We start from the raw sequence: 12,358 nt of genomic DNA, 5'->3' as shown, positions 1-12,358 counted from the left end.
AAAACTGTTTCAGAGTGTGGCAATTGTGACAAATTAATTCACAGTACTTAAATTACCACCCGCATTGGCGGTCTTTATTTTGTTCATCTAAGTAAGTTTGTAGTGGTGCAAAGTAATCAAGCATCGCGGTTGCATCCATTTGTTTGCTGCCAGTGACACTTTCTAATGCTTCCTGCCAAGGACGGCTACTGCCCATTTCTAACATGGTGTTTAAACGCTTACCCGCTTCTTTTGAGTTGTAAACAGAACAACGGTGAATTGACTCTTTGCTTCCGGCAATTTCACACAATGAGCGATGAAATTCAAACTGCAAAATATGGGCTAAGAAATAACGAGTGTAGGGTACATTACCTGGTACGTGATATTTGGCACCTGGATCAAAATGGGTTTCGTTACGTGCGATAGGTGCTTGTACACCTTGGTATTTCTTACGGAGATCCCACCAAGCTTGGTTGTATTGCTCAGGTGATATTTCCCCTGAAAATACCTGCCAGCGCCATTGATCAACCAATAAACTAAATGGAATAAATGCGACTTTGTCGAGTGCCATTTTCATCAATAAGCCAATGTCTTTTGATTCGTCAGGAACCTGTTCTAGTAATCCAATTTCTTTCAAATAACCTGGCGTAACGGATAAAGCAATCGTATCGCCAATCGCTTCATGAAAACCGTCATTTGCACTTTCTTGATAATAATAAGGTAGGGTGTTGTAGGCACGTTGATAAAAATTATGGCCTAGTTCATGGTGAATAACTGAAAACTCTTCGCCAGTGCGTTGAATACACATTTTGATACGTAAATCATCTTTGTTATCTAAATTCCAAGCTGAAGCGTGGCATTGTACGTCACGATCTTTTGGCTTGGTAAATAAAGAGCGGGTCCAAAATGTGTCGGGCAACTTTTCAAAACCCATCGAGGTAAAGAAGGTCTCTGCACCTTGTACCATTTTTAATTCATCATAATTATGCTTGGCAAGTAATTTAGTTACATCGTAGCCGGGATCTGCATTTTCTGGTGCAACAACATCATAAATATTACCCCATGTTTGCGCCCACATATTGCCTAACAAGTGCGCAGGAATTGGCTGGTTCTGAGGTACTTTGTCTTCGCCGTACTTTTCACCAAGTTTTGCACGAACATGGCAGTGTAATGCATTATATAAAGGCTTAACTTGGCCCCAGATACGATCTAATTCAGTGGCAAAGTCGTCGGCAGGCATATCATATTTGCTGCGCCACATAGCGCCGGTGTCAGCGTAACCTAGTTGATTAGCACCTTCATTTGTTAGGGTTATTTGTTGCGCATATAAAGGGCGCATAGGTTGTGAAACTTGTCGCCATCCTTGCCATAAATCGAGTAGCTCTTCATAGTTCCGACTTGAAGCCATTTTTGACGTCATGTCACCTAAACTTAAACACTCGTCTGGCGTTTTACAATAGGCACCTTTTGCATACAGGCCATCTAACTCGGCTTTAAGTGCAGCAAGCTTTCTTGATTTTTCTGGGTCTTGAGGCGCAGGCAACGTAAGGTTTAATTTTAATTTATTCATTTTTCGACGATTATCGTCGCTGAGCTTTACGTTATCAAACTGGGCTGCATCACTGGCTAACTTCACGATGATATCGGTTTGTTCTCTGTTCACATCAGCGGCAAGGCTGGCTGTATCTTCAGTGACAAAGTTTGCGTATATCCATTCTGCGCGGCCAGAGCGTTCAGACAAATCAACTAAGGTTTTTTCTGATTGAGCTAGAAATAGCTCAGCATCTTGCTCTGTTACTTGTTTGTTTTTAGGTGCTGTATTGTTACAAGCTGTCAGAGCTAATGTGCTTGCGACAATCAATGCCCCAAAGCTAAGTTTAAATTGTGGTTTCATGAAATTATCACTTGTTGTTGTAAAAGCAGGGAAATGATAACAGTGAAGATGATGAGCTACAATTACTGTACGATAAATGCAGTGTTAAATTGAGTTTACGCTATATTTTAATTCAATACATAAACTGTGAACAGGAGGTCAAAAATGAGCTTTATTGTATTGGTTATTATCGCTATGTGTGTGATTTTTATGGTGCATTCAATTAGATATAAGTTGGTTACCCTGCCTACCATGAAATACTTTAAATCGGCGCTGCCTACTTTGAGTCAGACCGAGCAAGAAGCGATGGAAGCTGGAGATACTTGGTGGGATACGGAGTTGTTTTCAGGTAAGCCCAACTGGCAACAGTGGCATCAAATAGATGCCCCTAAGCTGAGCGATAAAGAGCAAGCTTTCATTAATACAAAACTTGCTCACCTACTCGATATGCTCGATGAAGAACAAATTCAAGCTGATAAAGATTTACCTGAAGCAGTTTGGGCGTATTTAAAAAGAGAGGGCTTTTTTGCATTTATTATCCCTGAAAAATTTGGGGGGTTGGAGTTTAGTGCACAAGCTAACTCGACCATTGTCGCGATGATTGCCAGCAAAAGCCTCTCTACAGCAGTCACTGTTATGGTACCTAATAGTTTGGGTCCAGCGGAGTTGCTTTTACATTACGGTACACAGACACAGCAAGCAGATTGGTTACCAAAGCTGGCATCAGGCGACGCGTTACCTTGTTTTGCATTAACGGCGTTAGATGCAGGCTCAGATGCTGGTAGTATCCAAGATTTTGGCATTATTTGTGAAGGAGAGTATGAAGGAAAAAGCACGCTTGGCTTACGTCTTACATGGTCAAAGCGGTATATTACGTTAGCACCGGTCGCTACGGTATTGGGCTTGGCTTTTAAGGCCTATGATCCTAATAAGCTATTGGGAGACACTGAAGATTTAGGGATCACATGTGCGCTGATCCCAACCTGTCACCCAGGAGTCAAAGTGGGTGACAGGCATAATCCCCTTAACCAAGGGTTTATGAATGGCACAACGCAAGGAGAGGATGTATTTATTCCTCTGGAGTGGGTCATTGGCTCGCAAGCAGGAGTAGGCAAAGGGTGGCGTATGTTAGTGTCTTGTTTGAGCGCCGGTAGAGGGATCTCTTTACCGGCATTAAGTGCCGGCACGGCGCACTTATGCACGCGAACGACCTCTGCATATACACAAGTTCGGTCTCAATTTGGTGTACCTATAGGGGCTTTTGAAGGCGTTCAAGCAAGCTTAGCTCGAGTGGCAGGGCTGACTTATAGTATTGAAGCGTGTAGGCAAACAACGGCGCAGGCTATTGATATGAAGAAAAGCCCGGCGGTTATTACGGCAATTGCCAAATATCACCTCACTGAGATGTCGCGAGTTGTAATGAATGACGCGTTAGACATTCATGCTGGAAAAGGCATCCAAAAAGGACAAAGCAATTATTTAGCAAATAATTATATGGGCATTCCTATTTCAATTACGGTTGAAGGGGCTAACATTTTGACGCGCAACCTGATGATTTTTGGTCAAGGTGCAACACGTTGCCATCCTTACATTTTTCAAGAGATACAAACGATTCAAAATAAACCCGCAGATGAAGCGGTTAAACCATTTGACAAACTACTCATGGCGCATTTACAGCATGCTGGTGTCAATGCAATAAAGTGTATTGGCTATGGGCTGACCGGTGCTTTATTTTCGGCCTCCCCTGTATCGGGGCCCACAAAAAGGTACTATCAGAAATTAAACTGGCTGAGCAGCTGTTTATCGATAAGTGCAGAGCTCGCGATGCTGAGGTTAGGTGGTGAGCTAAAGCGTAAAGAGATGCTTTCTGCGCGATTAGGAGATGTGCTGAGTCATTTATACCTAGCATCATGCGTATTGAAAAAGTATGAACATGATGGCCGCCAGCAAGGGGACCTGCCAAGTGTATGCTACGCAGTGGAACACCATTTGGTACAGGGATTTACCGCATTAGATGAGTTCATCGATAACTTTGCCAATATGCCAATTGCTTTCGTATTAAAACGGTTAATGTACATTGTGGGTCATGGTTGCAAACAACCCAATGATAAATTGGTGATACAAGTGTGTTCAGCATTGCGCCAAAGCGATGCATCTAGAGAGCGAGTGAGTCATTTATGCTGCATAGGAGATCAAGGTGCTATTCATACTATGGAGCATGCGTACAACTTGAGTCGTGCTACTTTTAATTATAGGGCGCTGTTTAATAAATGGGTTAAAGGTCGTGTAGATACTGTTAGTTTGTCATTTATCGAGCAAGTAGAGCTGGCAGTGCAAGAAAAAATATTAACTCAAGAGCAATCGGCGTCTCTTTTGGAAGCCGAGAAGTGGCGGATTGCTGCGATTTCAGTTGATGTATATTAACATAAATAGTGGGGTTAAAAAGCACGCTTTTTAACCCCAAATACGCACTAGAATATATAGGTCAACCATATTCGTAAGGCAATATCACTTTGAGCATCAACCAGTCTTACTTGGCCCCATGATAAAATGATATCCATTTTCACTCTGTCACCGCTTTGATAACTATCTAATTGTGTAATAGGCACAATAGAAGAATTGCTAACCGTTACGTTATGTTGTACTGCTTGTGTTGCTTTGTTTATGACATCGACTCCAACGAATTTGAATACGTCGATAACGATGCGACCAAACTCTCTTTGTAGTGTTTCAAATATTTTAGGTGTCAGCCTGTCAAGTAGATCTAAGAAAGAGGGAATATCAACATCTACCGCTACATCGGGGCGGAAGTTAGATAAATTAGAATCAATATTTAAAGTTCGATTATGTATGTTGTATCGGCCTTTTAAATTGACGCTCGCGTAGGTGATTTTAGGGTAAATGTGTACATTAGAGAAAAGTATTTTTTTCGTGATTTTGCCTACTGTAACCGCGTCAAAGCCATGAATTTTGACTGGTACATCGCCATTTGAATTAACCATACCGTCTATTGAGATGACAATATCACCCACAATGGTGGTGTCTATTTTTGATATTTTTCCATCAGATTCATAGGCGATGTTATTCACGATCTGTGTATTTATTTCTTGAAAGTTTTGTCTAATAAGTGAAAATTGGTCCATCGCGGGTTCATAGATGTCTTGAAGCATACCGTCAATGGCAGCATCGTTGGTCGTCAACCCATTAATGTAGCATTCTCCATTGGTCATCAACATGGCATTTTCGAGCCAGTCGTAATTAAGTATATCGTGTACACTGAACTTCCACTCTTCGGCCTTTTTACACGACGCACTATTATATTGATGCGGGTAAATTTCATAGTTGCTATTTGAGGATACAGTTGCTGTTAGCACGAGGTTGGAAAGCATAAATCCGTGAGCATAGCTTTTGTGCGGTAATGCAAAGACACTCAGCAATAATGCAATGGTAAAGCTTAGTCCTTTAAATAATTTCATATAGAGTCATTTTCCTATTTTTAAACGGTTGTGTTTTTTTTGTAAAAAACGTTACTTAAACGTATGCGAATGTGTTTTATTTAGTCGTTTGGGTGTTTTTTTGAACAATGCTCTATCAGGGAAAGTTTACAAAAAGGCAAAGAGAAGTTCATTTCTAATTTTAGAAGAGAAATAATAAATGCAGTAATACGGTAAAACTGTGAGTGTTTTACAGATAATAAGGTTGTTTAGGGGGATTTTATATCAGCCGCTTAATAAAGCGACCGACAATAATGCTAGTTGTTGGGAATGTAACAAATAACGGCTTTTTGATCTGGGTTATCTTGAGTATCTTCGATTAAATAACTGGCTTTTAAGCTGTTTTGGCAGGTACACATATCAAAATGGCTTATCATATAAGACTGACCAAATTCATCTTTATCTGTTTTTGTAATACTGCAGGTTGGTTCCCGCCACCTTGGGTCAAAACCACTTTGTCCTATTGCGACAATTTTTATTTTTTGGCTCAATAATTGTGTGTTAATTTCATCTGATTGCGCAGATACGGTTAACGTCGTGGCTGCAATCAATGCAGCGATTAGCTTTTTCATAATTCATCCTTAAGGTTTATTTTGGTTTATAGAGTTACAACTTTATAACGAAGGTGATTTTATTCATAAAATATCGTAAATCAAGGGTTATTTATTCTTTTGATCAGAGTTTAAGTGAATTGAGTTTCATCAAATGCAATACTGAAATGTATATTGCATGCTATTTGTATTTGTATTTTTAATGTATCTAATGCAAATATAGATTCTAATTATGTATTCTCATTTACTTACAATTATCTAAATAATTTTAAGTCGTTTTGTGAAACACGACAAAAGGTAGGCTGTAGAGCGCTTTAAATAAGGTAACAAGAGACTCACCAGGCGCGGCTATGTACCTTTAATGTTAAAAAAATGCGAATTTTAATGCTGTGTGGGGTGTGGTTTTTTTAATCATTCCATTCAGTAAAGCTAAATAAAATAACTAAAGGCACATGTTATAAGGGCTAATTACTGTTTTTTGTTGCCATTTTGTGTACGTGGTTTTTGTTTTTGTTGTAAATATGTTGATTTGTTTGTCTTTTTAAATTGTGATAAAACTCTATGTGATTAATTAAAACAATAACTTACACTACAACAGGGACAAACATAATGAAGACAACATTTAAGTTCAGTGCATTGTCAGCAGCAATCTTGCTTGCACACTCTGGTTCAGCGCTTGCTGCAGAAGAAAATCAAGTGGAACGAATTGAAGTAACCGGTTCGCATATCAAGCGAACAGATATGGAAGGCCCATCACCGGTTCAATCATTGTCTGCGTCGGATCTTGCGGCAACGGGCTCAACCGATTTAATCGGTGCCCTGCAAAAGTTACCCGTATCAGGCGCTGGTACATTTAGTACACAAGGTAACTCAAGTGATGATACAGCCAATGGGGGGTCAAGTGTTGCTTTGCGTGGCTTAGGTGCATCTTCTACGTTAGTTTTAATTAATGGCCGCCGCGTTGCTGTGAGCCCGTTTGCAAAAGACATCGAAACATCATTTGTAGATTTAAACAGTATTCCTATTTCATCGGTTAAACGTATCGATATTCTAAAAGATGGCGCGTCGGCAACGTATGGCTCTGATGCGGTAGCTGGGGTAATTAATATTATCTTACGCGACGATATTGAAGGGTTTGAAGTGTCGGGTAAAGTGTCTGATACAGCCGATGGCGGCGGAGAAGAACACAATTTCACTATTTTGTGGGGGTCATCAAATGACAAGGGCAACCATAACTTCTCGCTAGACTATTTCAAACGCGGCGATATCTTTTATTCAGATAGAGACTACGCGGCTACCGCTGATCAGCGCTTTCGCGGTGGTAACAATGCCCTAAGTTCTTCAGGTATTCCAGGTAGCGTCGAAGTGGTGCGTAGCATGCTGACTGAAGCTCAGTGGAATGCATTGCCTGTGGTACGCGTTGAAGATGATGGCACACAAGTTAGGCAAACGATTTTTGCCGATGTGTGGGGGAATGATAAATGTGATCCTTCGCTGATCATTGGTGATATATGCCGATATGATTATGCACCGCACATGAGTTTAGTGCCATCAACCGAGCGCTATAGCTTTAACTATAACGGTGTGCAAGAAATAATGGATGATGTTGAAGGCTTCGCAGAGTTTTCGGCACAGCATACGTCAACTTTTATTCAAGGGGCTGGCAGCCCAAGTTTTACAGAATTAACAATGAGTGGGACCAATCCAAATCATCCACTTGCAAACGATCCAAGCCATTTCCTACATGGTGTTGATATTTCAATGCGCCGTCGTACGTTTGATATTGGCAACCGAAAGAAAGATGTGGACTCAGAATATTATCGAGGCGTACTAGGCGCCCGTGGTAACTTTCAAGAGTGGGATTGGGAAGTGGCTTATTCCATGATCCGTTCAAGTGCGGTAGAGCGCGGGTTTGACGGTTTCCCGAATAAGGTGAGGGCGCAGCAAGCAATCGATACCGGTTTATGGAACCCGTTTGAACCCAGCACAAATACAGCGGAAGGGTTAGCATTTTTCGAGACCACAACAACACGTTATGGATCATCTACGATGCAATCTTTAGATGGTACTATTTCTGGCGAGTTGTATGAATTAGATGCGGGCTATATCGCTGCGGCATTTGGTTTTGAACATCGCTATGAGAAAATCGAAGATAACCCAGATAGCCAGTATCTACGTGGCGAGATATTTGGCACAGAAGCAACACAAGCCAATGGCGACCGTGACAATACCGCTGTGTTCGCTGAATTTAGTATTCCGGTACTTGAAACCCTTGAGCTGCAATTGGCCGTGCGTCATGAAGATTACAGTGACTTTGGTACAACTACCGACCCAAAAGTGGCATTTCGTTGGTCACCGATTGATGAGCTTGTTGTAAGGGGTTCTTGGGGGACCGCATTTAGAGCGCCTTCGCTGGTTCAGTTACACTTAGGCCGTACCGATGAATCCCCAAGTGTGATTGATAAAGAGCGTTGTCGTCAAACAGGTGCTGAAGTGGATTGTGAACCAACAGAGTACACTGCGATTGTGGCGGGTAACAAAAACTTGCAGCCAGAAGAGTCTGAAAACTTCAACTTAGGCGTGGTGTGGGAAGCAACAGATAACTTCAGTATTGGTGTTGATTACTGGAACTATGATCAAGAAAACCTGATCAAGAAAATTGGCGCACAAAAACTGGTTGATTGTTGTGGCAGTGATACAAGCCTGGTAGTACGCGCACCCAATCAGGGCAGTACACTGGGTCGTATTTTACAAATTAACGACACCTTTGTGAACATTGGTGGCCGTGAAACAGATGGCTTTGACGTTAATTTAGAATATAAATTAATGACCGACAATTTAGGTGAATTTAAATTCAATTATAACCTAACGTATGCGCTTAACTTTGAAGAGCAAACGTTTGAAAGTGACGACGCAGGTAACCGTATTAACGTGATTGATGATCGTAACGGTGAATACCAACACCCTGAACTGCGTTGGACCAGTGGTGTAGATTGGAATCGTGACGATTGGGTGGCAACCTTAAGTGTGAGCCACATTGATTCATATAAAGACTTGGAAGACAGCGATGGCAATAAGTTTGAAATTGACTCATGGACAACCGTTGATACCACAGTCAGCTATGTCGGTTTTGATAAACTGGTTCTGACAGTCGGTGCAGCCAACTTATTCAATGAAGAAGCGCCTCAAGCACCATCAGAATCAATGGGAGTAGATAATAAAACCCACAGTGCGCTAGGACGACAAGCGTATATTAAGTTCAATTATAAATTTTAACTAAACGCATATAGTAATACGCGTTGATTAATGTACATTAAAAGCCCAGCGATAAGCTGGGTTTTTTTATGAAATAGTTTCTGTAGGTCACCTTAAACCTCTAAAATGGTAAATAGCGAAATATTGAGGAACGTTGTTGAGCCGCTGAAGTTTTGAGCGCACACATTCAATGTATTAATACGTTAAGGTTATGGCGGTTATGCTGCACAGTGCCCCAGCGGCGTAAAAATTTTGATTGGGTGTCATTCGTAGGTTATCGCAGCGAATAAAACCTGCTTGTACAGTTATCTTCTTTATTCGCTTTATCACTCAGTCTTTTAGCTTTTATATCATCTACATAAAGTACAGTGTGAGTATGATTGCTCATCACCGCATACGCGCACACATCAATACAAAACACTTAGCAGTTTACCTTCTATCCCCCCCGCTTCTGTGCTCATACGATTGACCTGTTACCTTATCTTTGCTACACAAATAAGCACGGCGAACACACCGTGAAATACAATGGTAGTATTTGGTATCAGTTAAACTCACTTGTCTTTTTCGTGCTGTGGCCATGAGGGAATTGTCTATCTTTTAAGCTGAACCTAAAAGATAGGGAATCAATGAAAAACAATCAATTTTGGATGGGTGTCAGTTCAAATTTTTGCAAACAGTGTGAAAAGTTGCTAGCTTAACGTTTGCTCTATTAAGATAACCCCCAAACATGCTCTAATCAAAGACTACACAGTGTTAAGGTGGTGGATTAGCCATGGGCTCTAAGTGCTGAGCAATATCATTTTTGTATGCTTTTTGAGTATGCAGCTTATATTTCAAATTTAAATTTATGAAATAGGCGATATGCTTGTGATATTCCTCGTGAGTGGGTGTCATCAGAAAAATTTAGCGAAAACCTAGCAACGGGTGACATTACCCAAAAACTGATGATCCGCGACCACTTAGGCTCCATACTGGCGGTGAGTGAAGTGAATGCAGCTAAGACAGCGGCAAGCATTACACAAACCTTTAGGTACGACCCATTTGGTCAGCAGTTTGCACTACAAGCGAATAATTTCTCCGCATTTACCGGTTATATGCGTCAAGGCTTTACCGGCCATGAAATGCTCAATGGCTTGAATATCATTCATATGAATGGTCGTATTTACGACCCAACGATAGGGCGGTTCTTACAAGCCGACCCGCATATTCAAGCACCGAGTAATAGTCAGTCGTATAACCGTTACAGTTATGTGCTCAATAACCCGTTGAGCTATACCGATCCGAGCGGGTATTTCTCGCTTGGAAAAATAGGGCGGTTTATTGAGAAAGCAGCGAGGCCGTTTAAAAATGTTATTAGACAAACTTTTGAATTTTTAGGGCCAGTAGGAAGCCAATTAGCAATACTCGCAGTATGTGGCCCAAATCCAGTGTGCCATGGTGTGTTAAGTTATGATAATGCAAGAGCACATGGTGCGACAAAATCAGGCGCATTAAGAGCAGGTGTTACAGCAGCTATCATGACAGAAGCCTTTACTCAAATTGGTGGTCACTATAAACAAACATTTGGAGTGTCATCTTTTACACAAGCAACAGCTACTCAGCAAGCACAGTGGGCCTTTACCCATGCGATGGCTGGCGGGGTTGGTTCTGTGTTGCAAGGCGGTAAATTTGGTCATGGTTTTGTTAGCGCAGGTGTTACTAAATATGCAGGGAACTTTATTCAGATCCAGTTTTCAGGTGATGGTTTAGGGGATATCATAGGTGGCACATTAGCAAGTGCAGTTGTTGGTGGAACAGTTTCTAAAATTTCGGGTGGAAAATTTGCTAATGGAGCGCGAACCGCAGCTTATCAATACTTGTATAATGCTAGGGGAGGCAAATCTCTATTAGAGTCAATAAAAGAAGTTTTTAAACGAGCGCCAAATTATTCAAGGAAGTATCAGACTGCTGAGGGGGTTATGGCTGGTCAAGCAAATGCTAAATCGATAGTAGATTATGAAACCACCACTGATTCTGAGAAAAAGTTAGTTCTTACTGTTGCGGGGGTAATATCAGGACCTATATCAGCACCAGCGTCTATCGGGTTTGGACTTGGAGCTGCTTATTATGGGTATCAAGATACTAGTAATATGAATGAGTTTATAGGCTTTTATACGGATTCGACCATTTACACTATTGGTCAGCTAATGCCAGGTTTAAGCCATATCATGAACGGCACAGGTGCATATAGTCTAATTTATCAGGCTGGGGATGGCGCTAACTATTCTCAACAAGCATGTTTTTCACCATATAAATGTGGGTAAATTTATGAGTTATTATTTTTTTTGGTATGTATATTTAGTTGGCTTAGCTACATCATTTTTAATGATTTTGCTAGGGCACTACGTTGGTTTTTTGGTTCTTTTTTTAGTATTAATGCTGTCCTTTAAATTGTCAGTTTTTTCTAAGTGGAGAAAAAATATTGAGCAATTTAAAAGTGTGGAACTAAGGAATATAGTGTTCTGCTTATCTCCACTTATTATGCTTGTCCTAGGCAATGAATATGAAGAGCTTATTTTATGGGTGGGGATCAGTTTTTTTGTTGTAAACAATTTTTATGTGGATAAGATTATAAAGAGAGAATGCAAAAACCAATGGGGTCAGAGAGGTTGATTTGATTTCCACGATAAAATAAACATAGAAACCAGCATTTGCTGGTTTCTTTTTATCTAGTTTTTATACGTGGTGCATTTGGAACTTGAATTCGGGATCTCAAAGAGGTTTAGTTGCGGATGTTGTTTCATCCTCGACGAGTAGTTTTATGCTTGGTAAAGTTGCAGGGAGTTATGGTAGCTATACAAATATAAGTACTATGTGGGATATACAGGCGATTCGAAGTGATTTTTATACTAATTCAGCAGCGTTTGATAGCTTCTTTGATGAACATAGGTTTTTATTGGTGGGTAAGAATACAGGAGTTTATAAATGAAATACTACCTATTAACTATAGTTTTTTTATTATTAGCGGAAAATATCTATGCGTATGACGTTGTTAAGTTAAATAAATGCATTTCTTCAGAAAAATATGGAGACACTATTATCTATGAAAATTGTAATGGTGGAAATGCATTAGTAATTGATCTCCATTACTCGGAATTAAGTGTCTCAGATGTAATGGAGTTGATGAAAAAAGGGAGTTACGACATATCATCTTTACAGGGGAAATT

General features: G+C 40.6%; 7 protein-coding genes and 1 pseudogene. 4 read left to right on the top strand and 4 right to left on the bottom strand.

What is annotated here, in order from left to right:
- Positions 1-52: 52 nt before the first annotated feature.
- Positions 53-1,873, bottom strand: a complete 1,821-nt coding sequence (locus J8L97_RS06630; RefSeq protein ID WP_211048321.1) for a M2 family metallopeptidase — start codon at positions 1,871-1,873, stop codon at positions 53-55.
- 144 nt (positions 1,874-2,017) lie between these two features.
- Here J8L97_RS06630 and J8L97_RS06625 point away from each other — a divergent pair, with 144 nt between their 5' ends.
- The gene (locus J8L97_RS06625) at positions 2,018-4,276 is read left to right on the top strand and encodes an acyl-CoA dehydrogenase (protein ID WP_211048320.1); all 2,259 of its coding nucleotides are present in this window, start codon (positions 2,018-2,020) and stop codon (positions 4,274-4,276) included.
- Positions 4,277-4,323: 47 nt separating this feature from the next.
- Here the strand turns inward: J8L97_RS06625 and J8L97_RS06620 are convergent, their stop codons facing one another.
- Positions 4,324-5,328 (bottom strand): hypothetical protein, encoded by a 1,005-nt coding sequence (locus J8L97_RS06620; RefSeq protein WP_211048319.1) that lies wholly within the window; start codon positions 5,326-5,328, stop codon positions 4,324-4,326.
- A gap of 275 nt (positions 5,329-5,603) precedes the next feature.
- Entirely contained in the window at positions 5,604-5,918 is a 315-nt protein-coding gene (locus J8L97_RS06615) for a hypothetical protein (RefSeq protein ID WP_192507601.1), read from the bottom strand.
- 588 nt (positions 5,919-6,506) lie between these two features.
- Between J8L97_RS06615 and J8L97_RS06610 the strand changes: the two genes are divergently transcribed.
- Positions 6,507-9,173, top strand: a complete 2,667-nt coding sequence (locus J8L97_RS06610; RefSeq protein WP_211048318.1) for a TonB-dependent siderophore receptor — start codon at positions 6,507-6,509, stop codon at positions 9,171-9,173.
- Positions 9,174-9,471: 298 nt separating this feature from the next.
- On the opposite strand, the pseudogene J8L97_RS23445 reads toward J8L97_RS06610, so the two are convergent.
- A pseudogene (locus J8L97_RS23445) lies at positions 9,472-9,731 on the bottom strand (transposase); the annotation flags it as partial.
- A 308-nt stretch (positions 9,732-10,039) separates the two neighbouring features.
- Between J8L97_RS23445 and J8L97_RS06605 the strand changes: the two are divergent.
- Together J8L97_RS06605 and J8L97_RS06600 are read left to right on the top strand one after the other, a co-directional pair.
- The gene (locus J8L97_RS06605; RefSeq protein WP_312037131.1) at positions 10,040-11,455 is read left to right on the top strand and encodes an RHS repeat-associated core domain-containing protein; all 1,416 of its coding nucleotides are present in this window, start codon (positions 10,040-10,042) and stop codon (positions 11,453-11,455) included.
- A gap of 661 nt (positions 11,456-12,116) precedes the next feature.
- A partial coding sequence (locus J8L97_RS06600) for a hypothetical protein (protein WP_211048317.1) occupies positions 12,117-12,358 on the top strand: 242 nt, incomplete at its 3' end.

The sequence above is a fragment of the Pseudoalteromonas sp. MMG012 genome (assembly GCF_018100875.1).
GTDB classification, from domain to species: Bacteria; Pseudomonadota; Gammaproteobacteria; order Enterobacterales; family Alteromonadaceae; genus Pseudoalteromonas; species Pseudoalteromonas aurantia.
This window is presented reverse-complemented; position numbering and strand designations above follow the sequence as displayed.

Excerpts from the sequence above, each read along its gene's own strand:
- J8L97_RS06630 (WP_211048321.1), bottom strand. The coding sequence starts at position 1,873 with ATGAAACCACAATTTAAACTTAGCTTTGGGGCATTGATTGTCGCAAGC.
- J8L97_RS06625 (WP_211048320.1), top strand. The coding sequence starts at position 2,018 with ATGAGCTTTATTGTATTGGTTATTATCGCTATGTGTGTGATTTTTATG.
- J8L97_RS06620 (WP_211048319.1), bottom strand. The coding sequence starts at position 5,328 with ATGAAATTATTTAAAGGACTAAGCTTTACCATTGCATTATTGCTGAGT.
- J8L97_RS06615 (WP_192507601.1), bottom strand. The coding sequence starts at position 5,918 with ATGAAAAAGCTAATCGCTGCATTGATTGCAGCCACGACGTTAACCGTA.
- J8L97_RS06610 (WP_211048318.1), top strand. The coding sequence starts at position 6,507 with ATGAAGACAACATTTAAGTTCAGTGCATTGTCAGCAGCAATCTTGCTT.